The sequence below is a fragment of the Streptomyces incarnatus genome, assembly GCF_001027185.1.
In the GTDB taxonomy this organism is placed as follows: Bacteria; Actinomycetota; Actinomycetes; order Streptomycetales; family Streptomycetaceae; genus Streptomyces; species Streptomyces puniciscabiei.
Genome location: NZ_CP011497.1, coordinates 8,105,642 through 8,130,144 on the forward strand (window position 1 = coordinate 8,105,642; position 24,503 = coordinate 8,130,144).

19 protein-coding genes and 2 pseudogenes are annotated in these 24,503 nt (G+C 72.4%); 9 read left to right on the forward strand and 12 right to left on the reverse strand.

Annotated elements, in window-relative coordinates; translation table 11 throughout:
- Nucleotides 1-254 precede the first annotated feature (254 nt).
- Nucleotides 255-956 carry a response regulator gene (locus tag ABB07_RS37015; protein WP_208902809.1) on the forward strand — a complete coding sequence of 234 codons (702 nt, stop codon included), beginning with the start codon at nucleotides 255-257 and terminating at the stop codon, nucleotides 954-956.
- 193 nt (nucleotides 957-1,149) lie between these two features.
- On the opposite strand, the gene ABB07_RS37020 is transcribed toward ABB07_RS37015, so the two are convergent.
- A complete protein-coding gene (locus ABB07_RS37020; RefSeq protein ID WP_208903783.1) occupies nucleotides 1,150-1,593 on the reverse strand; it encodes a universal stress protein in 444 nt (147 codons plus the stop codon).
- A 269-nt stretch (nucleotides 1,594-1,862) separates the two neighbouring features.
- On the opposite strand from ABB07_RS37020, the gene ABB07_RS37025 reads away from it, so the two are divergent.
- The gene (locus ABB07_RS37025; RefSeq protein WP_208902810.1) at nucleotides 1,863-2,051 is read left to right on the forward strand and encodes a hypothetical protein; all 189 of its coding nucleotides are present in this window, start codon (nucleotides 1,863-1,865) and stop codon (nucleotides 2,049-2,051) included.
- 529 nt (nucleotides 2,052-2,580) lie between these two features.
- The gene (locus ABB07_RS37030) at nucleotides 2,581-4,965 is read left to right on the forward strand and encodes a phosphoketolase family protein (protein ID WP_208902811.1); all 2,385 of its coding nucleotides are present in this window, start codon (nucleotides 2,581-2,583) and stop codon (nucleotides 4,963-4,965) included.
- Between the two features lie 40 nt (nucleotides 4,966-5,005).
- Here the strand turns inward: ABB07_RS37030 and ABB07_RS41215 are convergent.
- Nucleotides 5,006-5,313, reverse strand: a pseudogene (locus tag ABB07_RS41215) (substrate-binding domain-containing protein); the annotation flags it as partial.
- Between the two features lie 380 nt (nucleotides 5,314-5,693).
- Between ABB07_RS41215 and denD the strand changes: the two are divergent.
- The 3 genes from denD (at nucleotide 5,694) to ABB07_RS37050 (ending at nucleotide 8,744) form a co-directional block, all read left to right on the forward strand.
- Nucleotides 5,694-6,737: a D-erythronate dehydrogenase gene (gene denD / locus ABB07_RS37040; RefSeq protein ID WP_208902813.1), complete on the forward strand. Its 1,044-nt coding sequence runs from the start codon at nucleotides 5,694-5,696 to the stop codon at nucleotides 6,735-6,737.
- Nucleotides 6,738-6,819: 82 nt separating this feature from the next.
- Nucleotides 6,820-7,803: an XdhC family protein gene (locus ABB07_RS37045; protein WP_208902814.1), complete on the forward strand. Its 984-nt coding sequence runs from the start codon at nucleotides 6,820-6,822 to the stop codon at nucleotides 7,801-7,803.
- Between the two features lie 101 nt (nucleotides 7,804-7,904).
- Nucleotides 7,905-8,744: a class I SAM-dependent methyltransferase gene (locus ABB07_RS37050; protein ID WP_208902815.1), complete on the forward strand. Its 840-nt coding sequence runs from the start codon at nucleotides 7,905-7,907 to the stop codon at nucleotides 8,742-8,744.
- 30 nt (nucleotides 8,745-8,774) lie between these two features.
- Here the strand turns inward: ABB07_RS37050 and ABB07_RS37055 are convergent, their stop codons facing one another.
- From ABB07_RS37055 to ABB07_RS37080, 6 genes and pseudogenes are all read right to left on the reverse strand, one after another.
- Nucleotides 8,775-9,959: an SGNH/GDSL hydrolase family protein gene (locus ABB07_RS37055; RefSeq protein ID WP_244189646.1), complete on the reverse strand. Its 1,185-nt coding sequence runs from the start codon at nucleotides 9,957-9,959 to the stop codon at nucleotides 8,775-8,777.
- A 134-nt stretch (nucleotides 9,960-10,093) separates the two neighbouring features.
- Nucleotides 10,094-10,750 (reverse strand): annotated as a pseudogene (locus ABB07_RS37060) (glycosyl hydrolase family 95 catalytic domain-containing protein); the annotation flags it as partial.
- A gap of 34 nt (nucleotides 10,751-10,784) precedes the next feature.
- On the reverse strand, nucleotides 10,785-12,653 hold the full coding sequence (locus ABB07_RS37065) for an alpha-galactosidase D (protein WP_208902817.1): 1,869 nt from the start codon (nucleotides 12,651-12,653) through the stop codon (nucleotides 10,785-10,787).
- Between the two features lie 139 nt (nucleotides 12,654-12,792).
- Complete coding sequence (locus ABB07_RS37070; protein WP_208902818.1) at nucleotides 12,793-13,929, reverse strand: ROK family transcriptional regulator; 1,137 nt, start codon at nucleotides 13,927-13,929, stop codon at nucleotides 12,793-12,795.
- Between the two features lie 212 nt (nucleotides 13,930-14,141).
- Nucleotides 14,142-16,619: a SpoIIE family protein phosphatase gene (locus ABB07_RS37075; RefSeq protein WP_341845911.1), complete on the reverse strand. Its 2,478-nt coding sequence runs from the start codon at nucleotides 16,617-16,619 to the stop codon at nucleotides 14,142-14,144.
- A 294-nt stretch (nucleotides 16,620-16,913) separates the two neighbouring features.
- Nucleotides 16,914-17,129 (reverse strand): DUF4177 domain-containing protein, encoded by a 216-nt coding sequence (locus ABB07_RS37080; protein WP_208902819.1) that lies wholly within the window; start codon nucleotides 17,127-17,129, stop codon nucleotides 16,914-16,916.
- Between the two features lie 153 nt (nucleotides 17,130-17,282).
- Here ABB07_RS37080 and ABB07_RS37085 point away from each other — a divergent pair, with 153 nt between their 5' ends.
- Nucleotides 17,283-17,900 carry a DUF6629 family protein gene (locus tag ABB07_RS37085; protein ID WP_208902820.1) on the forward strand — a complete coding sequence of 206 codons (618 nt, stop codon included), beginning with the start codon at nucleotides 17,283-17,285 and terminating at the stop codon, nucleotides 17,898-17,900.
- A 103-nt stretch (nucleotides 17,901-18,003) separates the two neighbouring features.
- Here the strand turns inward: ABB07_RS37085 and ABB07_RS37090 are convergent, their stop codons facing one another.
- The 4 genes from ABB07_RS37090 to ABB07_RS37105 form a co-directional block, all read right to left on the reverse strand.
- Nucleotides 18,004-19,593, reverse strand: coding sequence for an MFS transporter (locus tag ABB07_RS37090; protein ID WP_208902821.1), 1,590 nt, complete (start codon nucleotides 19,591-19,593; stop codon nucleotides 18,004-18,006).
- Nucleotides 19,594-19,607: 14 nt separating this feature from the next.
- Nucleotides 19,608-21,020, reverse strand: a complete 1,413-nt coding sequence (locus ABB07_RS37095) for an alpha/beta hydrolase (RefSeq protein WP_208902822.1) — start codon at nucleotides 21,018-21,020, stop codon at nucleotides 19,608-19,610.
- Nucleotides 21,021-21,206: 186 nt separating this feature from the next.
- The gene (locus ABB07_RS37100) at nucleotides 21,207-22,034 is read right to left on the reverse strand and encodes a PaaX family transcriptional regulator (RefSeq protein WP_425264834.1); all 828 of its coding nucleotides are present in this window, start codon (nucleotides 22,032-22,034) and stop codon (nucleotides 21,207-21,209) included.
- Nucleotides 22,035-22,080: 46 nt separating this feature from the next.
- Complete coding sequence (locus ABB07_RS37105) at nucleotides 22,081-22,599, reverse strand: MarR family winged helix-turn-helix transcriptional regulator (protein ID WP_244189647.1); 519 nt, start codon at nucleotides 22,597-22,599, stop codon at nucleotides 22,081-22,083.
- A gap of 96 nt (nucleotides 22,600-22,695) precedes the next feature.
- Between ABB07_RS37105 and ABB07_RS37110 the strand changes: the two genes are divergently transcribed.
- Both ABB07_RS37110 and ABB07_RS37115 read left to right on the forward strand, forming a co-directional pair.
- Complete coding sequence (locus ABB07_RS37110) at nucleotides 22,696-23,613, forward strand: SDR family NAD(P)-dependent oxidoreductase (RefSeq protein WP_208902824.1); 918 nt, start codon at nucleotides 22,696-22,698, stop codon at nucleotides 23,611-23,613.
- Nucleotides 23,613-24,500 carry an amidohydrolase family protein gene (locus tag ABB07_RS37115; protein ID WP_208902825.1) on the forward strand — a complete coding sequence of 296 codons (888 nt, stop codon included), beginning with the start codon at nucleotides 23,613-23,615 and terminating at the stop codon, nucleotides 24,498-24,500. Before ABB07_RS37110 ends, ABB07_RS37115 begins: the two co-directional genes overlap by 1 nt.
- The last annotated feature ends 3 nt before the right edge of the window (nucleotides 24,501-24,503 follow it).

Here is a 24,503-nt window from a genome sequence, read left to right on the forward strand (position 1 = left end):
TGCCCGTGATCGAGGGCGAGGACCGGGTGGCCGGCGCGACGCCGCCGGGCCGCCGGCGGGCATCTTCAGCCGCGCCGACCTGCTCAGGGTCTTCCTGCCGTGGCAGGTGTGGCCGAGGTGCGGTTCGACCTCGCACGCGACACCCCGCCGAGTGACTGGGGCCGGTCGGCCCTAGTCCGTACGGCACCGCTGGATGGATGATCGGCCTCGTGGACAGCCCGCGGTCCGTCCTTCCCGGGGAACGAGAGGTCGCCATGACCGAGACACGCACCTTCACGGAGCAGCACCCGATCCGGGTGTTCCTGGTGGACGACCACGAGGTCGTACGACGCGGCCTGGCCGACCTGCTCGACGCCGAGGCGGACATCTCCGTGGCCGGGGACGCGGACACCGCCGAGCACGCCCTCACCCGCGCTCCCGCGCTGCGCCCGGACGTCGCCGTGCTCGACGTACGGCTCCCGGACGGCGACGGCATCTCGGTCTGCCGGGAGCTGCGCAGCCGGCTGCCGGAGCTGGCGTGTCTGATGCTGACCTCGTTCGACGACGAGGACGCCCTGCTGGACGCCATCATGGCCGGCGCCTCCGGCTATGTGCTCAAGCAGATCAAGGGCTCCGACCTCGTCTCCGCCGTGCGCACCGTCGCCTCGGGACAGTCGATGCTGGACCCCGCGACCACGGCCCGCCTGATGCGCTCGCTGCGCACCGACCCGGCGCAGAACCCCTCGGTGCCGCCCGAGCTGGCGACCCTGTCACCCCGCGAACGCGACATCCTCGCCCTGATCGGCGACGGTCTCACCAACCGGGAGATCGGCCAGCGGCTGTACCTGTCGGAGAAGACCGTCAAGAACCACATCTCGCGCATGCTGGCGAAGCTGGGAGTCCAGCGCCGGGTCCAGGCCGCGGTCCTCGCGTCCCACCTGGAGCCACAGAGCTCCGGGGAACAGGCGGACCACTGACCGCTCGGCCTGGACGGCACAGCCGGCAGGCCACGTCTCCGCAGTGGCCGACTGCTTCGGCGTACGGCCCGCCTCCGGACCACGCGGCCCGCCTCCAGACCACGCGGCCCTCCGCCAGCCGGGGCCAGGCACCGCCGGGGACCCACGGCGGCAGGTCGCTGTCCGTCGGAGCGGGTCACTCCTGCGGAGCGGGTCACTCCTGCCGCGCGCGCACGATCACGACCGGGCAACTCGCGTGCTGCGAGACGTGCTGGCTGACCGAGCCGAGCAGGGCGGCGGCGAACCCGCCCCTGCCCCGGCTGCCGACGACCAGGACCTCGGCTCCCTCGGCGGCCCGCAGCAGCACGTCGGCGGCGTTGCCGTGCACCACATGGCTGCGGACCGAGCCGACGGCGTCCGCGCCGAGCACATCGGTCAGTTCCTTACGCATCCGCTGCCTGGTCTCGTCCTCGTCGACGTCCAGGTCCACGGCGGGCGCCGACCAGCCGTACAGCCCCGGCAGCTCCCACACCGCGACGGCGTCCACGGCAGCGCCGACGAGGCCCGCGTACCGGACGGCCCAGCGCAGGGCCTCGTACGAGGACGGCGATCCGTCGACACCGACGACCACCCGGGGCTCGGAGACGTCCCTGTCCATGTGATCCATGTGTGCCACCTCTCCTCGGCTCTCCCACCCCGTCGGTCACGGCCACGTCGCTTCCACGCTGCACGCGGTCCCGCCATCTCGCCAGGGCAACGCCCCCGGGGTGCCGCGGGCCCCGCCGGCGCGGCGCCGCGCGAGTGCCGTTGGGCCTCCCCGGACTGGGCCGTCCGAGGGCGGTCCCCGGTGAAAAGGACGATGATGGAGTGAGTGCTCATGCAGGCGAACGCGGGTGACGTACCGCGCCTTGAGTCGCGGGAGGAGCCATGAGCAAGGGGGCGTCGGCCCGGCCGCGGGTCGGGACGCAGAGCTGTGGGTCGCGGCTGCCGACGCGCAGGGCCGCGCGGAACACCGTCGTGCGCAGGGGCCCGGCGTCGAAGAGCGACTGGCTGCTGCTGCCCGGCGGATCGTGGCGGCACGTCGAGACGATCAGGGTGCGCAGTCTGTTCGGCTGAACGCGGGAGCCGTCCGTTCGTACCGATCGGACACGGCACCTGCGGCATGGCCGCCGTACTGGCCGAGCTGCCCCGCAATCGCCCCCGCCCGCCGGACCTCGCCGCACTGCGCCGCGGGTCTCGTGGGTCCGGCCCAGGCGCCGGTGCCGCCGGTGAGGGTGGGCGGTGCGCCGGTAGGAGGCTCCGCCTCGCAGCAGTGAGGAAGCCTGTCGTGGCGGCCGGGTCGAGGGCGGACGGACGACGAGGGGGGCCGGGCCCGGCGCCAACGACCCCGGCAGAACCGGCGGGTGACCCGGTTCGAGGGGTTCGTACACCCAGTCGGAGCCGGTCACCGGGCCGGTGTCCAGCGGTGGACGGACGCTGTACGGGGGTGGACCTGACTCCTGAGCCTGCCCGAAGGGTGCCGCCTCGCCGGCGGACGTGGCCCGAACGGCCCTGTCGGGTACCCGGCGGTCCGCCGGAGGCTGGACGCTGTGCCCGCCCGGGCACGCGTTCCGCCCCGACCGCCGTCCGATCCGGAAGGAACCCGATGTCCGTCGACACGCAGCACGCGCCCGCCGGGCTCACGGACGAGGAACTCGCCACGCTGGACGCGCACTGGCGCGCCGCGAACTACCTCTCCGTCGGCCAGATCTACCTCATGGCCAACCCCTTGCTGACCGAACCGCTGCGCCCGGGGCACGTCAAGCCGCGCCTGCTGGGCCACTGGGGCACCTCACCTGGCCTCAACCTGGTGCACACCCACCTCAACCGCCTCATCAAGGCCCGCGGCCTGAACGCCCTGTGCGTCTGGGGACCGGGGCACGGCGGCCCCGCCGTCCTGGCCAACTCCTGGCTGGAGGGCTCGTACACCGAGACCTACCCGGACGTCACCCGGGACGCGGCGGGCATGGCCCGGCTGTTCAGGCAGTTCTCCTTCCCCGGCGGGGTGCCCAGCCACGTCGCCCCGGAGACACCGGGCTCGATCCACGAGGGAGGCGAACTCGGCTACTCGCTCTCCCACGCGTACGGCGCCGCGCTGGACAATCCCGGCCTGCTGGTCGCCTGTGTGATCGGCGACGGCGAGGCGGAGACCGGACCGCTGGCCGCCTCCTGGCACTCCAACAAGTTCCTCGACCCGGTCGACGACGGCGCCGTCCTGCCGATCCTGCACCTCAACGGCTACAAGATCGCCAATCCGACCGTGCTGTCCCGGATCCCCGAGACGGAACTCGACGACCTGCTCAGGGGCTACGGCCACGAGCCGATCCACGTCACCGGCCACGACCCGGCGGCCGTCCACCGTGCGATGGCCGAGGCCATGGACACCGCCGCCGACCGCATCGCCGCCCTGCAGCGGGCCGCCCGCGTCGGCGGGGCCACGGACCGGCCCCGCTGGCCGGTGATCGTGCTGCGTACCCCGAAGGGCTGGACCGGCCCGGCCGAGGTCGACGGGCTGCCGGTCGAGGGCACCTGGCGCGCCCACCAGGTGCCGCTCGCCGCCGTCCGGGACAACCCCGAGCACCTGCGGCAGCTGGAGCAGTGGCTTCGGTCGTACCGCCCCGAGGAACTGTTCGACGAGCGCGGCGCCCCGCGCCCGGACGTGCTCGCCTGCATCCCCGAGGGGGCCCGGAGGCTCGGGGCCACCCCGCACGCCAACGGCGGGCTCCTGGTGCGTGAGCTGCCCCTGCCGCCACTGGAGCGGTACGCCGTGGAGGTCGACAAGCCCGGCGCCACCCTGCACGAACCGACCCGCGTCCTCGGCGAGCTGCTCCAGGACGTCATGGCGGCCACCGCAGACCGCCGTGACTTCCGCCTGGTCGGCCCCGACGAGACCGCCTCCAACCGGCTGCAGGCCGTCTACGGCGCCAGCGGCAAGGCCTGGCAGGCCGCGACCCTGCCGGTGGACGAACACCTCGACCGGCACGGCCGGGTCATGGAGATCCTCTCCGAACACACCTGCCAGGGCTGGCTGGAGGGCTATCTCCTCACCGGCCGGCACGGGCTGTTCTCCTGCTACGAGGCGTTCGTGCACATCGTCGACTCGATGGTCAACCAGCACATCAAGTGGCTGCGCACCACGCGCCGCCTGCCCTGGCGTGCCCCCATCGCCTCCCTGAACTACCTGCTCACCTCGCACGTCTGGCGGCAGGACCACAACGGCTTCTCCCACCAGGATCCCGGGTTCGTCGACCACATCCTCAACAAGAGCCCGGAGGCGGTCCGGGTCTATCTGCCGCCGGACGCCAACACGCTGCTGTCGGTCGCCGACCATGTGCTGCGCAGCCGCGACTACGTCAACGTCGTCGTGGCCGGCAAGCAGCCCTGCTTCGACTGGCTGTCGATGGAGGAGGCGAAGGCGCACTGCGCGCGCGGCGCCGGCATCTGGGAGTGGGCCGGCACCGAGGACGGTACCCGCGAGCCCGACGTGGTGCTGGGCTGCGCGGGCGACGTGCCCACCCAGGAGGTGCTGGCGGCGGCCCAGTTGCTGCGCCGGGAGCTGCCCGGGCTGGCGGTGCGTGTGGTGAACGTCGTCGACATCGCGCGTCTGCTGCCGAGCGAGGAACACCCGCACGGGATGACCGACTTCGAGTACGACGGCCTCTTCACCGCCGGCAAGCCGGTCATCTTCGCCTACCACGGCTACCCGTGGCTGATCCACCGCCTGGCCTACAGCCGGACCGGGCACCATCACCTGCACGTGCGCGGCTACAAGGAGATCGGGACCACGACGACGCCGTTCGACATGGTGGTCCGCAACGACCTGGACCGCTACCGCCTCGTGATGGACGTGATCGACCGCGTCCCCGGCCTGGCCGTGCGGTCGGCGGCCGTACGCCAGCGGATGGCCGACGTCCGGCAGCGCCACCACGTCTGGATCCGCGAACACGGCACGGACCTGCCCGAGGTGGCCGACTGGTCGTGGGACGGCTGACCGTCTCCGGGACGCGCGGGAAACGGGAACTCGGCGCGGCTCATCCGCCCCAGATGCTCCGGTACGCCTGCCGGCAGCCCGTCGGGTCCCAGGTCGTGGCTCCGGCGCTGTTGGCGGCCGTCGACACGTGGAGGGAGCGACGTAACCGCTCGTGGGACGGCCGGAGAAGGAGCGATTGAACTCGTCGACGATCTGCCAGCCCCGTTGCGACAGCGACTCGGGAACGGTGGCGGCCTGGTACTGCCCGCTGTTGATCCGCTGGAAGGCGGACGGGTCACCGTCGCCGGCACCGATGTTGAAGCGCGGGCCCGCGCCCTGCTCGCCGGCGGCGCGGAACGCGGGGGCGGCGACGCGCTCCTCACCGGCCTCGGCGACGCCATCGACTCCATGGGAGGCGCCTTCACCATGCACTGCACCGCACTGGTGCTCACCGGCGTCCGCGTCCGCTGACGGCTCTCAACCGGAGCACCGGACGGGCGCCGCGCTCTCCGTACCGTGCCCGAGCAGTGCGGCGACGACGGCCTGCACCCTGCCCACAGCCGCACTGCGCGCCCCTCACCGGCTCACCCGCGCGGCGGCGCTCACCCGGCCGCGCGGGTGGGAGCCACCCGGCTGGTCCACCGGATGCCTTTACGGCCGGGCGCGGCCGGGCAGACAGTACGAAGGCGCCGGCCCGCCGCATCACCATGAGGGGCCCGGCCGGCCGGACCACTGCGAGGAGTCGTCACGTGAGGGTCGTCATCACCGGTGGGTTCGGCTTCCTGGGCCGTCGGCTCGCCACCGCGCTGCTGCGGACGCGGACGTTCGGCGGCGCGCCGATCGAGCGACTGGTGCTCGCCGACCGCGCCGTGCAGCCCGGCTCACCACCGGCGACCGACCCCCTCGTGGACGTCGTGCACGGCGACCTCGTCGACCGCCTGGACGACGTGTTCGCGGAGCCGGTCGACGTGCTCTTCCACCTCGCCGCCGCGGTGTCGGCCGAGTGCGAGGCCGACGTCGACCTCGGCATGCGCGCCAACGTGGACACGACCCGCGCCCTGCTCGACGCCGCCCGGGCGCAGTCGGCCCGCGGGGGCCCGAGGCCGCGGGTGGTGTTCTCCAGCAGTCTCGCCGTCTACGGCGGCGGCCCGGAGCTGCCCCTGCCCCCGGTGGTCGATGAACTCACCCTGCCCAGGCCGCAGTCGAGCTACGGGACACAGAAGCTCATCTGCGAGCACCTCATCGCCGACCACACCCGCCACGGCTTCCTGGACGGACGCGTCGCCCGCCTGATGACCGTCTCGGTACGGCCCGGGACACCGAACGCCGCCGCATCCGGCTTCCTGTCCGGCATCATCCGCGAACCTCTCGCGGGACTTCCCGCGACCTGCCCGGTGCGTCCCGGCCTCCGGGTGGCCCTGTCCTCACCGCGTCGCACCGTCCACGGACTGCTCCGCATCGCCGAGGCCGAGCGCGGCACCGGACCGGGGCGGCTCGAGGGCACGGGGCCGGTCAACCTTCCCGCGCTCACGGTCTCGGTCGCCGACATGCTCACCACCCTGCGGCAGGCGGCCGGCGACGCCGTCGCCGACCTCGTGAGCATCACGCCCGACCCGGCCGTCGAAGCGATCGTCGGTTCATGGCCCGCCGTCTTCGACAACACACGCGCCGCCGCACTCGGTCTCCGGCCCGACCCGAGCTTCCTGTCGGTCGTGCAGGACTACGTCGCCGAGCACGCCGACGCAGTCCTCGTCGGCCCTCTCCCGCGGCGGGGGCGGCACCGGGAACCGTGATCATGGGAGAATTCCCGGCACGGTGCCGACGCCGACCCGCCGGTTCCCGGCGCCGACCCCCACCACGAGGAGGGCCGCGATCATGCGTGAACTGGCCGAGACGGCACGGCAGTGGGCCGCTCAGGGACGTACGGGCGTCCTCGCCCGCCCCCTCACCGAGCAGGGCTTCGGCCCCCGGCGCCCCGCCGACGCGCTCCTGATCGACCAGGACGGTCACTGCCACGGCACGCTGTACCGCGGCGCGTTCGACGCGTACCTGGCGGCGGAGGCCGCTGCCCTGCCCGCGGACCACACCGCGGCCGTACGCACGGTGTCCGTCCACGACGACGAGGTGAAGCAGGCGGGGCTGACCTGCGGCGGTCAGGCCGAAGTGCTGCTGCAGTCACTGCACACCGTCCCCGCCCGCTGGTGGGACCTGCTGGCGGACGGTTCCGACGCCGCGCTCATCACCCGGCTGGACGGGGCGCGGACCCGGGCGGCCGGCACCGTCGAGACACCCGGGCCGGAGGGTGCCGACGAGCCCGCCGAGGCCGTAAAACGTGCCCGTGAGCTGCTCGGCCGCCGCCGGGCCGGGCGGGACCTCCGCGCCACGGACGACGGTCTCGTCCTCATCGAGGCATGCCCGGCCGTACCCCACCTGGTCATCGTGGGCGGCGGCGAACTCGCCGAGCTGCTCGCCGCGCAGGCCCGCCTGCTGGACTGGCACGCCACGGTGGAGACCGCCGCCGAGGACGCCGTCCGGCTGCTGGCCCGGCAACCGGCCGCCGCCTGCCTCGTCGTCCTCAGCCATGAACCGGACGTCGACGTGCCCGTCCTGTCCGCCGCGTTGACCACCGGCGTCCCCTACGTCGGCGCCCTGGGCTCACGCCACACCCAGGCCCGCCGTGCCGCGGACCTCATCAGGGCCGGCCTCGACGAGGAACTCCTCGGGCGCGTCCACGGCCCCATCGGCCTCGACCTCGGCGCTCGCACCCCGGCCGAGACGGCACTGGCCATCTGCGCCGAGGTGCTCTCCGCTCTCGACGGCAGCGAGGTCCGCGTACTGCGCGAGGGACACCCCCGTTGACCTGCTGCCCGCAGCGCGTCCGAGCGGCCGCGGGTGCCGCACTCCGGGAACCGTCCGGATACTCCGCTCGTGGTCCGGCGGACCTCGCTAGTCTGCTCCGGATGTCCGACGACATCCCGCACGCGCGACGCGACGACAGGCCGGAGGAATCCCGGCGGGTGCACCTGGGCCGGACATTCGACGAAGACGCGGAGCTGTACGACCGGGCCAGGCCGGGATATCCGCCGGAGCTCTACGACGACCTGGCGGAACTCGCCGGTGCCCGCCCCGGCAGCCGCGTGCTGGAGGTGGGCTGCGGGACCGGCCAGGCGACGGTGCCACTGGCACGGCGCGGCTGCCGGATCACGGCGGTCGAGGCGGGGCCGAGCATGGCCGCGCTCGCCCGCCGCAACCTGGCCGGGGCCGGGCAGGCGGAGGTGGTGACGGCGGAGTTCGAGAAGTGGCCGCTGCCCGACGAGCCGTTCGACGCGGTCGTCTCGGCGACAGCGTTCCACTGGGTCGACCCCGCGGTGCGGGTGGCCAAGGCCGCCGACGCGCTGCGTCCGGGCGGCGCGCTCGCCGTGGTGCGCACCCAGCATGTGGCCGGCGGCACCGAGGAGTTCTTCGTGGAGGTCCAGCGCTGCTACGAGCGCTTCGACCCCGCCACGCCGCCCGGACTGCGGCTTCCCGCGGCCGAAGACGTCGACGGCTCGGACCATGCTGAGGAGGTGGCCCGCAGCGGCCGGTTCGGCCCCACCGTCTTCCGCCGCTACGAGCGGGACCTCACCTACGCCACGGCGGACTATCTCGACCTGCTGCGGACCTACTCAGGGCACCGAGCTCTTCCGCCGGCGGCCAGAACCGCGCTGCTGGAGTGCATCGCGGCACTGATCGACCGGCGGTACGGCGGCCGGGTGACCAAGCGGCACCTCATCGAGCTGGGAGTGTCACGGCTTCGGTGACCGCCCTGGAGCGCGGACCCGGCGGTGGGTTCAGGTGCGCAGGAGCCGCAGGTCCACCGCGTCGGCCAGGGCCTTCATGCCCGCGTCGCCGGGGTGGAGGTGGTCACCCGAGTCGTAGGCCGGGTTGAGGGCGGCCGGGTTGGCGGGGTCGCGCATGGTCCTGTCGAAGTCGATGACGCCGTCGAAGGCGCCGCTGGTGCGGATCCACTGGTTGACGCCCTGCCGGATGGCCTCCGCGGCAGGCGTGTAGTACCCGTTGCCCTGATCGGGCATCAGCGTCGCGCCGATGACGCGGACGTGCGCGGCATGCGCCTCGCCGATCAGGGTGCGGTAACCGTCGATGAGGTCCTGGGCGGTCAGCGGCCCGCCGTCGGGGCCGGCGTCGTTGCCGATGTCGTTGATGCCCTCGAAGAGGATCACGTCCTTGACACCGGGCCGGCCGAGGGCGTCGTGCCCGAACCGCTTGAGGGCGCTGACCCCCTGCCGCAGGTTCGGTACGTCGGTGAGGACCCGGTTGCCGCCGATGCCGGCGTCGACGACGCTCAGCCGCTGCGGCCCCGGTCCGGCGCCCAGCCGGCGGCCGAGGAAGTCGGGCCAGCGGCGGTAGGTGCCGGTCGAGGAGCGGTATCCGTCCGTGATGGAGTCACCGAAGGCGACGACGGTGCCCCGCGCGGTAGGCGACACCACGTCCAGTCCGGCCAGGTAGTACCAGGAGGTCGTGATGGTGCCGAACGCGGCCGCGCCATCGTCACCGGTGTGGTTCCCGGAGGCGATGTAGGTGGTGTCGAACGCGTCCGAGTGCCAGGTCGACATCCCCGTCGTACCCGGCACGTAGAGGCTGACGAGCAGGTTTTCCCCGGCGCTGACCGGGATCGGGACGGCGTCGCTGACCGCCTCTTCGCCGGCGGTGATCGTGACGTGGCGGGATCCGCCGAAGGTGATGTTCCGCGTGGTGCCGCGCCTCGCCTCGCCACCGCTCGCCCGGACGGCCACGTCCACGGCGCCGACCTCGAGCGGGGTGGTGCTGTACCGGTTGGACAGGGTGATGCGGGCACCCGAGCCCGCGACGCTGCTGTGCACCACCATCCGGATGGTCCGGTCGGTGAAGGACGGCCCACCGGTCGTCATGCTGGGCGACCAGGCACTGACCCGGGTGCCCTTGCTCTGCGGGGAGGGCGTGGCGGCGCTCGCCACCTGCGCGGTGCTCAACGGCACGACCGCCAGGGCCAAGCCGGTCAGGGCGCCGCACACGGACAGCGGGGTTCTACGGTGCGGTCGGCGACCCGTCGCCATGGTTCTGTCTGCCGGGGACATCGTCGGTCTCTCCGCTCTTCTCAGGGTCCGCGTCGTCAGCCGAAGGTGCGCAGAGTGACGGACTCGCCGGGTTCGAGGCTGATCTTCCGTGAGGTACCGCCCGCGAGGACGGTCGTGTCCCGGCCGCCGACGCTCTTCAGCGTCACCTGGGTGACCTTGCCGTTCTTCCACTTCAGGTCGGCGACGAAGCCGCCGCGGACTCCGATGCCGGACACCGAGCCGGATGCCGCCCACGCGGCCGGCAGCGCGGGCAGCAACTCGACGTGCCCCGGCCGTGCGTAGAGGAGCATCTCGATGATCGCGGAGGGTGTGCCGAAGTTGGCGTCGATCTGGAAGATGCCGCGGCCTTGTCCCATGTCCATGATGTCGAAGAGGTTCGGCGCGGTGCCGTTGCCGCCGTTCACCGAGGGCTTGAGGTTGTTGACGACGAGCTGGTAGGCGTTCTCCGCGTTCTTCAGCCGGGACCAGCACAGGCTGCGCCAGGCGTTGGACCAGCCGTAGCTGTTCATGCCGCGGGCGGTCAGCAGGGCCGTGGCGCCGGCGAGGATGTCCTTCGGGGTGGAGTCGTCCGGGCGGATGCGGTCGCCGGGGAAGAGGCCGATGAGCGGGGAGAGGTGCCGGTGTGTGGTCTCGCCGAGGTCGTCGGGCGACATCCACTCCTCCAGCCAGCCGGTCCTGGGGCCGGGGCCCGGGGCTCGTCCGCCCCGGGCCCCCGCGCGCGAGGGATCAGGGTGACTCGGGTACGTCGATCCTGTCGATGTCGGGGGAGTAGTCCCAGCCGCTGTCGAACGTGATGGTGTTGGTGCCGGCCTTCAGCGCCAGCTGGACGCTGACGGTGTCGACCGTGCTCCAGTCGCCCGTGGAGGGAAACCTCAGGCTGGTTCCGTTGCCGCTGCCGGAGTAGACGGTCACCGAGCGGGGATCGCCGCTGACGTAGGAGACGTTGACGGTGTAGATGCCGGCCTTCTTCACCGTGATGTCGTTGAACTGCAGCTTGCTGTCGAGGTAGAGGTTGCCGACCTTCTTGCCGCCGGAGCAGGAGCCGCAGGCGGCGACGGAGGCGTTGCCGGTGAGCGTGTTGTCCGCCGACTCCGCCTCATAGCGGGTGCTCGCCAACTTGGTGCCGCCGGGCCTGACGGTGAACAGCCGTGAGCCGTGCGCGGGCAGTGTCGCGGTGATCCGGTTCTTGTACGTGCCGAGGTCCCGGTGGTTCCACAGGTCGTGTACGGAGGCAGCTCCCCTGAAGCCGAAGGAGGCCCAGTCGGCGGTGACGGAGGCCGGCGAGCCGCCGAGGTTGAACAGGGCGACCGTGTACGTGCCGTTGGCGTTCTTCGTGCCCCAGACCTGCTGGTCGCCCATCGGCGTGACGGGACGGGCGACGGGCGAGGTGTTCTGGTCGACGGCGATGACTTCCTGGTTGGTCAGCAGGGAGAGGCCGTAGCCGTCCAGCCTGGTGAGGTCGTCACCGGTGAACAGGGGCGACTTGCTGATGGCCCACAGGGTCATGTAGCTCTGTCGCTCGGCGTTGGTGAGACCGTCCATCGCGCCGTTGCCGACGTCGACCGCGTCGAGGTCGTTCCAGCCGCCCGGGCCCGCCTCGTGGCTCCAGGCGGGGGCGTCGTTCCACCGGTCGTTGACCGAGTTCTCCCAGGTGACCAGGGTGTTGCAGTAGCACTCGACATCGGTGTCGATGCGCCAGCCGTTGGCGTACTTCTTCCAGTCGGCGGCGTGACCGATGTCGAGCGACCAGGAGAGTTCGAGGTGGATCGGGCGGCCGGTACCGGCGATGGCCTGGTGCCAGGCGGCCACGTCCGCGACGTTGTTGTAGTTGTCACCGGACTTGGACGAGCCCGGACCCACCCCGTCCAGCTTCAGGAAGTCATAGCCCCAGTCCGCCAGCATCCGTGCCTGGGAGTCGACGTACTTCTGCGCGCACGGGTTGTCGAAGTCCAGCTTGTAGGCGCTGTCCCAGCCGTTGGTGGTGCGCAGATCCGGGTAGACGACGTCCGCCGTGGTGCAGCCAGGGGCGTTCCGGACCGGCAGCTTGCCGTCGCCGTACGCGCCCTTTTCCAGGCCGACGGGCAGATAGATGCCGGCCTTGAGGCCCTTGGCGTGGATGTGGTCGGCGACCGGCTTCATCCCGTGGGGGAACCGGACCGGGTCCGGTGTCTGCCGGCCGTACTGGTCGAACTCCGAGGTCCAGTTCTTGTCCATCCACCAGCCGGCGTCGATGTCGACATGGTCGTAGCCGTACCTCTTCAGCGTGGTGGCGAGGGCGTCGGTCTGCTTCAGGACGTTCGCCTCGGTGAGGTAGCTGTAGGTGCCGTCCGGATTCAGGCCCGGGTACTGGGAGGACTGCATGCTCCAGCTGGACCAGCCCATGTACGGCTCGGCAGCCGGGCCGGAGGACGTGTCCTGCGCGGTGGAGGCCGAAGTGACGGCTGTGCGCGCGGAGTTGGAAGAGCGGGCCGCGCCGGAGGCGGGGACCGCTGCGCCGACTGCGGCCGTGACGGCCAGGACCACTATCGCTCGAAGGGTACGGCGCGGGAAGCCGGGGAGGGCTCCGCGCACGGCTCTGTACGGGGATGACCGCATGGGTCGCCTCCTGAGGTGAGGTGAGGGGGGAACGTGCGGCGGCAACCGGTGGGGCATGGGGATCGCGGTCAGGAAAAGCCCTGCCGCGACGAGGGCGGATCGTGCGGGTTGCGGCTCCTCAGCGTCATCGCTACTCCTCTCACATGCCCGAACCCATGAAGGACTGGATGGCGGTGGCGGCGGCCCCGCGCGCCCACTCCGTGAAGGGCAGGGGACGCGTCACCACGTCGCACCGAGAAGCGGTGCCGAAGGCGGACACGCCGAACGCGTCCCTGATGTCCTCGGCGACCAGGTCGTAGGCGGCCAGGCCCTCGCCGGAGATGACCACCCGTTCGGGGCCGAGGATGTTCACCAGGAAGCCGATGGCCTTGCCGATGGCCTCGCCGGCCCGGGCGTAGACCTCCCTGACGCCGGGCTCTCCGGCGTGGGCCAGTTCGAGCGCCTCGGCGGCGTCGTTCACCTGCTTGCCCGTGACCGCGCGCACCGCCCGGAGTATCGCCGGATCAGCCGCGATCGCCTCGACACACCCGCGGTTGCCGCAATGGCACAGCGGGCCTTGCGGGTCGAGCGACAGATGCCCGATCTCGCCGGCCACGCCGTGCGCGCCCGCCACCTCCCGCCCATGGACCACCAGGCCACATCCGATGCCGGCACCCACGGTGACCAGGGCGAAGTCCGAGAGACCGACCCCGGCCCCGAACCAGTGCTCGGCGACCGTGAGCGCCCGGACATCGTTGTCGACCGTGACCGGCAGCCCGGTCGCGGTCCCGGCGATCTCGGCCAGCGGTACGTCCCGCCACTCCAGGAAGGGCGAGTAGCGGACCACACCCTCCGCGCGGTCCACGTCCCCCGAGATCGCGATGCCCAGGCCCCGGACCCGTACACCGAATCCGTCGGCCTCCGTGAGCAACTCCTGTACCAGCGCGGTGATGACGGGGAGCACCGCCTCCGGCTCGCGGCCCGTGAGCCGTACGTGCCGGGACAGCCGGACCCGGCAGCACAGGTCGGCCAGTACGGCGATGATCTCGTCGCCCGTCACCTTGATCCCGATGAACAGGGCCCTCCCCCCGTCCACCCAGACCAGGTTGGCCGGCCGTCCCACCGCGGGAGGTGCCTCCTCGTCCAGGCCCTCCACCAGGTAGCCGAGTTCCATCAGCGGACGGATCGCCTTGGTCACGGCGGCCGGAGAGAGCCGGGTCCGCCGCCCCACCTCGGCCCGGGTGAGCGGACCGTGGGAGAGCAGCGTGGTGAAGACCTGGGAAGCGGCCGGTGTCATGGCCGGAAACCTAGGGACGTTCTTTTCCGCTGTCAATGAATAAAGCGGGATCCTTTGTTCATGTGGGAGTCGGTCCACGATCGGCTGCGAAAAGCAGGCTTGCAGGGCCGCGGTCGGCACGTGATGAAAGCACCGTTCGATCTCGTACGGAAACCCGCAGCCGGAAACCCGCAGCCAGGCACCTCAGCAAAAAGCCCCTGTGCAAGGGCTCCTCAGCCCGGCGCCTCGGCAGGGACCCCGCTCGGCAGCTGCTGTTCCGCCCAGATGGTCTTGCCCGTGGCGGTGTACCGCGTGCCCCAGCGCTGGGCGACCTGCGCGACCAGGAACAGGCCCCGCCCTCCCTCGTCGGTGGTGTGGGCACGGCGCATGTGCGGGGAGGTGTTGCTGGCGTCCGACACCTCGCAGATGAGAGTCCGCTCGTGGATCAGGCGCAGGCCGATCGGTCCGCAGGCATGCTTGATGGCATTGGTGATCAGCTCGCTCACGATCAGCTCGGTGGTGAAGGCGACGTCCTCCAGACCCCACGCCGCCAGGCAGCGGGCGGCGTTGTCGCGCGCCTCGTGCACCGCCTGGGGATCGGCGGGCACGTCCCAGGAGGCCACCCGGTCGGGGGGCAAGGCGCGGGTGCGGGCGATGAGGAAGGCGACGTCGTCATGCGGATGGTCCGGCAGAAGGATGCGGACCATCGTGTCGCAGATCTCCTCCAGCGGCCGGTCGGGGTGGGCCAGGGCGAAGCACAGTCGCTCGAAGCCGACGTCGACGTCGCGGTCCGAGGCCTCGATCAGCCCGTCGGTGTACAGGGCGACGACGCTGCCCTCCTCCAGCTCGATCTCGGCCGACTCGAAGGGCAGACCGCCCAGTCCCAGCGGCGGGCCGGCCGGGATGTCGGGCAGTTCGACCGGCTCGCTGAGGTGGGCGATGGCGGGCGTGGGGTGTCCGGCGCGCGCCACGCTGAGCTTCCTGGAGATCGGGTCGTACACCGCGTAGACACAGGTCGCACCGACCACCACGGGCCCGGTCTCGGCCGCTTCCGCCTCTTCGGCCAGGCGCAGGACGAGATCGTCGACATGGGCGAGAAGCTCGTCGGGGGGCAGGTCCATGTCGGCCAGCGTCTGTACCGCCGCACGCAGCCGGCCCATGCTGGCCGCGGCGTGGATGCCATGGCCCACCACGTCCCCCACGACCAGGGCGATGCGGGCGCCGGACAGCGGGATGACGTCGAACCAGTCACCGCCCACCCCGGCCTCGGCGTCGGTCGGCAGATAGCGGTAGGCGACCTCGACGGCGCAGTGATCGGGCAGGTCCGGCGGCAGCAGACTGGTCTGGAGGGCGAGGGCCGCGTTGTGCTCGCGGACGAACCGCCGGGCGTTGTCCACGCACACCGCGGCCCGCGCCACCAGCTCCTCCACGAGCAGCAGGTCGTCCTCGTCGAACGGGCTGGGGTTCTCCCACCGCAGCAGCGTGACCACGCCCATGGTCGCGCCGCGCGCCCGGAGCGGCACCACCAGGTGGGTGTGGACCCCGAGACTGAGCAGCTTGGACAGGCGCTGCTCATCGCCGGCCAGCCACCACGTCGTCGGGTCCAGCACCGGATCGAGGATCGGCCGGCCCGTTGTCAGGCACCGCCGTTGCGGGGACTTCGACGGGTACCCGGTGGGCTCCCCGACGGCGACGACGGCCTCCGGCAGGTCCTCGTGGATCGACAGGTGCACCGCCCGCTGCAGGGCGCCGGCGGTGGCCGGTCCGGGGGCGAGTTCCCTGGCCGCGAGGACGCCCTGGAAGAGGTCGATCGCCGCGAAGTCGGCGAGCTGCGGCACGAGGACCTCGGCCAGTTCCTGCACCGTGCGGTCGAGGTCCAGGGTGGTGCCTATGCGCTGCGCCGCCTCGTTGACCAGGGCGAGCCGCTCGCGCGCACGGTCCTGGGCGGTGAAGTCGACGGCGGTGTGACACACCCCGAGCGTCTTGCCGTCGACGTCCCTCAGCGGGAACGACGAGCGGAGCCTGAGCTGGCCCTGGGAGTTCCGGCGGGAGATGCCGTGCGGCGGCGCCACATGCTCCACGGCGGGCGTGACCCGGCCCGATGTCAGCGCCTGACGTGCCTGCCAGTCCACGGCCGAGGGCACCTGTCCCAGCCCGGCGGACGCATCGGTGCGCGGGGCGGAGAGGTCGGCCGGCAGGCCCTCCATGGCGGCCAGCACCTGGTTCACCCACTGGAAGCGCAGCTGACTGTCGAGGACGGCGATGCCGATCGGCGACTCCTCCAGGAGCCCGCGCACCACGGCCTGATCGAGGTCCCACCGGCGCGAGTCGGACGCCGCACACGCCACGGCGAGCCATACGGAGCCCTGCTCCGCGTGCAGCGGACACACCCGCAGGGCAAGTTCGACCGGGTGGCCCGCCCGGTGCCGCGCGGTGATCAGTCCCTCCCAGCCCTCCCCGACCCGCTGTGCCTCGGTGAACAGCGAGGCCGGTGAGCGGTCACTGATGAGAAGGGAGGCCGCAGGCCGCCCCAGCACACTGGGTGCCGGATACCCGAGGAGGCCTTCCGCCCGGTGGCTCCAGTAGCGGATCAGGCCGTGCACGTCCACGAGGGCGACGGCGGCAGAGGTGATGCCGAACGGGTCGCCCCCGTGCTTGTCTGCCAGATCCCTGAGATCCATCGTGTCGGCCGCATCCGCGGGCGGGTTCACTGACACCACGGTCTCACATGGACCCGGTGGTGTCTCCGGACCGGCCGACAGGGCATGCGCACAGGCGATCAGGCCGCCGTCCCGCTGAGCGGTCCTGCGCGCGGGTGCCGGCGGGCCGGCCGTCAGGGATGTCGACCGCGAGGGCGGTGCCGGCGGACACGGCTCCGCCTCCGGCCGTCGGGGCCATGGACGGCAATGCCCCGTCGGCGCCGATGCGGACAGGAGCGGCGGTGGCTTTCCACTCTGCTCCCGTCCGCGCGGTGCCGGACCGGCCGGCCGCCGGCTCCGCGCGCGTTACTGCCGGGGGCGCTCGAAGGTCAGCAGGAGTCCCTCCACGGCTCCGGGCCCTATGCGGCCCTTGACGTCGGCGGAGGTGATGGCCTTCAGAGCCCAGCCGTCCTCGGCGTGCTTGTTCAGGACCTTCTCCAGCTTGTCGCTGTCCAGGGCGTCGCCGATCAGCGACTCCCGGAAGGTGACGACCTTGTACTCGTACGCGTAGCCACTGCTCATGGTGCGGGGTCCTCCTGACTGCCGGGGCGGGTGATGGCGCGAGAGCCTGGGCAAGCTAATCATCATCGGGCCTCGCAGCAGAAGGACGTAGCGGGGTCGGCGGCAGAAGCGGAGCCCCTGGGCACCGCTCGGCGGCGAGCCCTTGGTGGCGCGATGTGCTGGAGTGCGACGGCGGACCTCGCGGCAGGCAGCGGAGTCGCGGCGGTGGGGGTGGCCTGTGTGGCGCTCGTGCGCAGCGGCCGGGAACTCTCGCTCGCCGCAGTGCCGTTGCTGCTGGGGGCCCACCAGATCGTGGAGTCGGTGGTGTGGCGCTCGGGCGGGGGTGGCGGACCCGCGACCGTCCTGTGGGCCGTCATCGCCCTGCCGCTGCTGGCGGTGTGGGTCCCGGCGGCGGTGATGGCGGTGGCCCCGCCCCACGCCCGGTTCCGGCTGCTCCTCCCGCTCGCCGCGGGAGCGGTGACCGCCGCCCGGCTCGCCGACGGCCTGGCCGGCCGGCCGGTGACGGCCGAGATCCGCGGCCACACCGTCGGGTACGTCCTGCATGTCGCCCCGGTACCCCTGCTCGTCATGGGCTACTTGCTGGCCACGGTGGGCTCTCTGCTGCTGTCCGGTGACCGGCGGCTGTCCGTGCTGGGCATGCTGGTCGCCGTGGGCGCGGCGGTGTGCTGGGCGTTGTGGCGACTGGAGTTCGTCTCGACCTGGTGCGCCGTCGCCGCGCTGTCCTCGGTGATGCTCTTCGGCTGGGTGCGCGCGCGCCGGACACCGGCATAGCGCACGGCCGCCGAGGTACCGGTCGATCCCGTACGGCGGGCGGTGTCGCCGCCTGCCGCGCCCCGGAGGCGCCGAGTGGCCCCGGGGCGCGGCTCAGGGGGTGTCATCCCGTGGTCAGGGCGGTTCGCTCCGTGCCGTCCTGTGCCGGCGACGCGCTCTCCTCCGGCGTACGCCCGCGCAGTGCCGTGACCACCAGCAGCGCCGAGAACAGGGCGGCCGAGCCGCACACCACGAATCCGATCGCGTAGCCGTGGCCGAGGGCGTCCAGGGCGTACGCGCGGGCCGCGCCCGGCGGGGAGGTGGCGGGGACGGAGTTCAGGGCGAGCGGGCCGCCTTCCTTCAGCACCGCGTGCGCGGCGGCCTTCGACCCGGCGTGCAGGGACGACGAGTCGGCCAGCGAGGAGGTCACCCGGGCGGCCGCCTGGCTCAGCGCGACCGCGCCGATGACCGCGGGGCCGAGGGTGAAACCGAAGTCGCGCAGCAGGTTGGTCGCCGCGCTCGCCATGCCGGCCAGCGGCAGCGGCACCGTGTTGACGGCGGTCGCGGTGATGGACGACACCGTGAAGGCGAAGCCGATGCCGACCAGCCCGAGCGGCAGGATCAGCGAGGTCAGGTTCCGGTCGCCCACGTCGAGCCCGGCGGCCAGGAAGTCGCCCGCGGCGATCAGCGCGAGACCGGTCGTGAGCAGCGCCCGCGCGGGCAGCCGGTGCAGCAGCCGGGAGGTCAGCGGGGTGAGGACCGGGGTGATGCCGTTGAGCAGCAGGAACGCGAAGGCGGTGCGCATCGGGCTCTGGTGCTGGATGGGGCCGAGCCGGATGCTCGCCGCGTACGCCGTGCCCAGGAAGCTGAACATGCCCACGACGGCGACGACCGACGCGACCGCGAAGGAGCGGTTGCGGAAGAGGTCCAGCCGCAGGAGCGGGGAGCGGGCCCGGCTCTCGGCGGCCACGAACAGGCCCACGAACACCGCGGCGATCACGAACGCCGCGACCACCGGCACCGATCCCCAGCCGTCCGCCGGCCCCTGGATGACGGCGTACAGCAGGGCGAACAGACCGACACCGATGGTGATCTGGCCGCCGATGTCGAGCGAACGGCCCTCAGGGGAGCGGGAGTTGGTGGCCAGCCACAGGCTCACCAGGGCGCTCACCGCGGCCAGCACGGCGACCACCACGAACGCCGAGCGCCAGGAGCCGTAGGTGCCGGTGATACCACCGAGCAGCGGGGCGAGGAAGCCGCCCGCGGACAGGCTGGAGGCCCATACGGCGATGGCGCGGGCCCGCTGCGGGCCGGTGTGCGTGCCGGCCGCGATCATCGCGAGCGAGGTGGGGAAGAGCGCGGCGGCGCCGAGCCCGGCCAGCGCCTGCCCCACCCACAGCTGATGGATGCCGGAGGAACTCGCGGCGACGACCTCGCCCGCGCACAGCAGCGCGGCGCCGCCGACGAGGAGCTGTTTGCGGCCGAAGAGGTCGCCGAGCACGCCGAAGGAGAGTTCGAGCACGGCGACGGGCAGCAGGAACGCGTCGGAGATCCAGGTGAGCTGGGAACCGACGGGGTGCAGGTGTTCCTGGAACAGGCCGTTGAGGGTGGCGGGTATGGCCAGGCCGATCTGCGCGAGGCAGACGGCGAGACAGCCGGCGACGAGCGTGCCGGGCGGGAGGGAACTGCGCGGGGTGGCGGATGCGTCGGACATGAACGGTCCCGGTGTCAGTGGTGGATGGGGTGGGCCGTGCGGTCGCGGCCGACCGTCAGGCGTGCCGGGCGGTAGGGGACGTACGCCGCCCCGTCCAGCCCGAGCGCGGTGGCGGACCGCTGGAGCGCGGCCGGGGTCGCGGCGTCGTCCCAGTGGCCGGACGAGACGCGGTGTTCCAGCGCGTGCAGGGCCGCCACGGTCTCGGCGGTGGTGAACGTGCAGTGGCCCTGCCGCTCGACGTAGGCCTGCCGCAGCAGCGGCCCGTCCCCGGCCGCGCGCACCCGGTCGCCGAACCGCCGCTCCTGTTCGACCGGGACCAGGTTGTCGGCGACGGTGTGCACGTCCAGCAGCGGTACGCCGAGGCCCTGCCCGGCGGAGGAGGTGCGCTGCGCGGCACGGACCGCGGCGGGGTCGGCGGTGATCGAGGCGCCCCGGGTCAGCGACGCCAGGTCGGCGCCCAGATCGAGGCCGGCCGTCCGGTACAGCGCGCGGACCTGGGGTGCGTGGACGGATCCGGCGAGCAGACGGGCGTAGTCCACGCCCTGGTTCCAGGAGTTGTTGCCGTCGGCCGACTGCTCGACGGCGTACCGGCCGCCCTCGACGAACGACAGGATGCCCTGGGCGAACCACGCGTACTGCTGCTCCTCCTGGCCCGCCCAGTCGGTCGGTGCGGGCCGGTCCTGTCCGGGCGCCCAGGCGGGCAGGTTGAGGAAGGCCGCGGCCAGCGCGATCCGGGCGCGGCCCTGCGGGGTGGTCTGGGCGGCGGTGACGGCGTCGGTGAGCTGCTTGGCGGTGGCGGCCGCGGCGTCGGCGGAGCCGAAGCGCACCAGGCCGACGTCCTGCCCGGGCAGGAGCAGCCGGGCGATGCTGTACTCGGCGTCCAACTGGTAGTTGTCCAGGTCGGTGCCGCCCGCGACCAGGCCGCACAGGCCGAGCGCGCCGTCGACGCGGCCGGCGCCGTCGCGGGCGATCTGCGCGTTGACGAGCCCGCCCATGGACTGGCCGACGGCCAGGGTGCGGCGCGGGGCACCGATCTTCGCGGTGACGGCGCCGAGGGTCGCGAACTGGTCGCGTTCGGCGCTGTTCAGGGCCCACATCGAGCCGTGGGGGTCGTACGACGACCCGGCCGTCGCATAGCCCTCGGCGAGCAGTTCGGTGCGTACGGCGTCGGAGGGGGCGTCCTTGGCGACGGTCGGACCGAAGCCGTGGCTGAACAGCAGCAGGGTGCCGTTCCAGTGGGCGGGGACGTCCGCGGTCCAGGTGGCACCGTCGGGGAGGGTGCCGGTGAGGTGGCCGGTGGCCGGCGTGTCCGCCTGGGCGGCGGGCGCGGGGATGGTCGCGAGCGCGGCGGACGCCAGCGTGGCCAGGGTGGCCAGGACGATGCGCAGGCGGCTGCGGGGAGTTCGGGGGCGGGTGCTGGCAGGCATGGAGGTGGCTCCTTGTGGGCGGCTGCGGAGCGGAGACCTGGAAGATGCTCAGTGCACTGAACGAAGGTGGGAAGGCGCTGAGCGAAGGTGTGCAGGAATGTAGGGCTGCTTTCTTGCGGGGGTCAAGAGAATGCACAACATCGCTTCGGGCGGGAGCGCGTCGAGGTGGGTGGCCCGCGAACGGCGCTACGGCGCCGGAATCGTCTCGATCACCCGGCGCGCCGCATCCCGGGCGGGCGCTTCCAGCAGGGCGTGGGCCGTGCGGAACGTCTTCTCCGCCGCGGCCGCCGGCCAGTCCGCGGGCAGGTGCCGTACGGGCAACCGGGGGTCGGCGCGGATGACCTGGAGCCACTCGGCGGTCAGCCGGAGGCGCAGCGCGAGCGCGTCCTCGGCGGCCAGGTCCGCGCCACCCGACGCGTACAACCGCCAGGAGTGCTCGAACTCCCGGTAATGAGCGGCCAGTTCGGCCAGATCCCAGGTGTCGTCGATCATCTGGGCGAGGTCCATGCCGGCGTCCGCGTGCGCCCGGAAGACCTTCACATGTGCTGCCAGGCCCAGCTCGGCGACGATCCCGGAGACGTCGATCTCGCCCGGCGCGATCCACAGCCCGCTGAACAGCGCGCCGAAGCCCGCCCAGGTCAACTGGGAGCGCAGGTCGTGCCGCTGGCGCTGCCACGACTCCGGCAGCGAGAAGCCGAGCAGGGTCCAGGTGCCGTCCCAGTCCCGGTTGACCGCGCCCGCCTTCCAGATGCGCCGCTCGCCGTCGCGCAGGATCGCCTCCGAGCGGTCGGTGAGGCCGACATAGGTGCGCCGGCCCTCGCGCCGGCGGCTCAGCAGACCGCGGCCGACCATGCGGGTGAGCGTGGACCGGGTGGCCTGCTCGCCGACGCCGGCGCGCCGGAACACCTCGATGACGCTCCCCGTGTACACACACACCCCGCGGCCCAGCACCTCGTCACCGAGGAAGCTGAGCAGGAGGGACTGGGGGCGGGGGGCGGGACCGGTCACGTGGATACATTACGAGGCCGCGTCCCCCCGCGGACACGCGGTGACCGCGGCGTCAGGTGAGACCGTTGCCGGCGGCGCGGAGCAGGAGGCCGTGCAGCGTCTCCCGCTCTTCGGGGGCGAGCGGGGTGAGCAGTTCGTCGGTCACTCGCCGGCCCGCCTGGTCCGTGTCGCGGAGGAACTCCCGCCCTTTTCCGGTCAGTACGACGATGCGGCTGCGGCGGTCCTCGGGGGCGGGGCGGCGCTCGGCGAACCCCAGCTTCTCCAGGTCGTCCACCAGGCCGACGATCGCGCTGGGGTCGTAACCGAGCCGGGCGCTGAGCTCGCGCTGCAGTGCGCCCTCGCAGGTGGCGAGCAGGCGCAGCACGGCATAGTGCCGCAGTCGCAGCCCCGACTCCTGCAGGAACGTGTTGAACAACTGACCCGAGCGCAGGCCCAGCCGGTACAGCAGGTAGCCCGTGTCCGCGTGCAGCGCTCGCATCCACGGCTCGTCCGCGTCGATCGGGGTCGGCTTCTCGGTGTGCTGGCGGGCGATGGCGGGCTCCCTGTGTCGCTGTGGCGGGGAGTCCAGCATGACGCACTCGGAACGTCGACAACAACTATTGACGGCAACAATTATTGCTCTTAGCTTCGATCTCCTCACGACCCACCCCATGCGAAGGGACCGCTCGTGTCCACCATCGATCTGACCGGCAAGGCCGCCGTCGTCACCGGAAGCGGCCGGGGCCTCGGCCTCGCCTATGCGCACGCCCTCGCCGCCCACGGCGCGTCCGTGGTCGTCAACGACATCGACGAAGCCGTGGCCGAGCAGGCCGTCAAGTCCATCACCGAGGCCGGTGGCACCGCCGTGGCCGAAGTGGTCCCGGTCGGCACGGCCGAGGCCGCCGACCGGCTGGTCAACCGTGCCGTCGCAGAGTTCGGCCGGCTGGACGTCCTGGTCACCAACGCGGGCATCCTGCGCGACAAGGTGCTGTGGAAGATGACCGACGACGACTTCGACGCGGTGCTCACCACCCATCTGAGGGGCACCTTCACCTGCGCCCGCGCCGCCGCCGTCCGCATGCGCGAGCAGGGCGAGGGCGGCACCCTCGTCCTCGTCGGCTCCCCGGCAGGGCAGCGCGGCAACTTCGGCCAGACCAACTACGCCGCCGCCAAGGCCGGCATCGCCGCCATGGCCCGCACCTGGTCCATGGAACTGGCCCGCGCGCACATCACCGTCAACGCGATCGTGCCGGTCGCCGCGACCGCGATGACCGAGACCATCCCCGCCTTCGCCCCGTACATCGAGGCCATGCGCGACGGCGCACCGCTGCCGGCGTTCCTGCGCAAGGGCGAGGGCTTCGGCACCCCCGAGGACTGCGCGGCGCTCGTGCCCTTCCTGGCCTCCGAGGCCGCCCGCGGCATCACCGGCCAGTGCATCGGCATCGGCGGCGACAAGGTGGCGCTGTGGTCGCATCCACAGGAGATCAGGACCGCGTACGCCGACGGGGGCTGGACCCCCGACTCCCTGGCCGACGCCTGGCCCACCTCGGTCGGCGCCGAGCCGCAGACCGTGGGCATCCCCGCGCCGAAGTTCCCGGAGGCGTGATGGCGCCCGCACTGAGGCCTGACGACCTGGTCGCGATCGACGTCCACACCCACGCGGAGGTGTCCGGCAAGGGCCACTCCTCCCTGGACGACGACCTGCACGAGGCCTCCTCCGCCTACTTCAAGGTCGAGGGCAAGCGGAAGCCCACCCTGGAGGAGACCGCCGCGTACTACCGCGAGCGGCGGATGGCCGCCGTCATTTTCACGGTGGACGCCCAGTCCGCGACCGGCACCGAGCCCGTCCCCAACGAGGAGGTCGCCGAAGCCGCCGCCGCGAACGCGGACGTGCTGATCCCGTTCGCCTCCATCGACCCCTTCCGCGGCAAGGCGGGCGTGCGGCAGGCCCGGCGGCTGGTCGAGGAGTACGGGGTGAAGGGCTTCAAGTTCCACCCCAGCATCCAGGGCTTCTTCCCCGACGACCGCTCGGTGGCGTACGGCCTGTACGAGGTCATCGAGGAGACCGGCACCATCGCGCTCTTCCACACCGGCCAGACCGGCATCGGCGCCGGCGTCCCCGGCGGGGGCGGCATCCGCCTGAAGTACTCCAACCCGCTCCACGTGGACGACGTGGCCGCCGACTTCCCGCACCTGAAGATCATCCTGGCGCACCCGTCGTTCCCCTGGCAGGACGAGGCCCTGGCGGTGGCGACCCACAAGCCCGGCGTGCACATCGACCTCTCCGGCTGGTCGCCGAAGTACTTCCCGCCGCAGCTGGTGCAGTACGCCAACACACTGCTCCAGGACAAGGTCCTGTTCGGCTCCGACTTCCCGGTGCTCACCCCGGACCGATGGCTGGCCGACTTCGCGAAGCTGTCCGTCAAGGACGAGGTCAGGCCGAAGATCCTCAAGGAGAACGCGGCCCGGCTGCTCGGGCTGACGAAACCGTAAGGG

What these genes read in the sequence shown, in the direction of transcription:
- ABB07_RS37015 (WP_208902809.1), top strand. Translation starts at nt 255, where the DNA reads ATGACCGAGACACGCACCTTCACGGAGCAGCACCCGATCCGGGTGTTC.
- ABB07_RS37020 (WP_208903783.1), bottom strand. Translation starts at nt 1,593, where the DNA reads ATGGACAGGGACGTCTCCGAGCCCCGGGTGGTCGTCGGTGTCGACGGA.
- ABB07_RS37025 (WP_208902810.1), top strand. Translation starts at nt 1,863, where the DNA reads ATGAGCAAGGGGGCGTCGGCCCGGCCGCGGGTCGGGACGCAGAGCTGT.
- ABB07_RS37030 (WP_208902811.1), top strand. Translation starts at nt 2,581, where the DNA reads ATGTCCGTCGACACGCAGCACGCGCCCGCCGGGCTCACGGACGAGGAA.
- ABB07_RS37045 (WP_208902814.1), top strand. Translation starts at nt 6,820, where the DNA reads ATGCGTGAACTGGCCGAGACGGCACGGCAGTGGGCCGCTCAGGGACGT.
- ABB07_RS37050 (WP_208902815.1), top strand. Translation starts at nt 7,905, where the DNA reads ATGTCCGACGACATCCCGCACGCGCGACGCGACGACAGGCCGGAGGAA.
- ABB07_RS37065 (WP_208902817.1), bottom strand. Translation starts at nt 12,653, where the DNA reads ATGCGGTCATCCCCGTACAGAGCCGTGCGCGGAGCCCTCCCCGGCTTC.
- ABB07_RS37070 (WP_208902818.1), bottom strand. Translation starts at nt 13,929, where the DNA reads ATGACACCGGCCGCTTCCCAGGTCTTCACCACGCTGCTCTCCCACGGT.
- ABB07_RS37080 (WP_208902819.1), bottom strand. Translation starts at nt 17,129, where the DNA reads ATGAGCAGTGGCTACGCGTACGAGTACAAGGTCGTCACCTTCCGGGAG.
- ABB07_RS37085 (WP_208902820.1), top strand. Translation starts at nt 17,283, where the DNA reads ATGTGCTGGAGTGCGACGGCGGACCTCGCGGCAGGCAGCGGAGTCGCG.
- ABB07_RS37090 (WP_208902821.1), bottom strand. Translation starts at nt 19,593, where the DNA reads ATGTCCGACGCATCCGCCACCCCGCGCAGTTCCCTCCCGCCCGGCACG.
- ABB07_RS37095 (WP_208902822.1), bottom strand. Translation starts at nt 21,020, where the DNA reads ATGCCTGCCAGCACCCGCCCCCGAACTCCCCGCAGCCGCCTGCGCATC.
- ABB07_RS37105 (WP_244189647.1), bottom strand. Translation starts at nt 22,599, where the DNA reads ATGCTGGACTCCCCGCCACAGCGACACAGGGAGCCCGCCATCGCCCGC.
- ABB07_RS37115 (WP_208902825.1), top strand. Translation starts at nt 23,613, where the DNA reads ATGGCGCCCGCACTGAGGCCTGACGACCTGGTCGCGATCGACGTCCAC.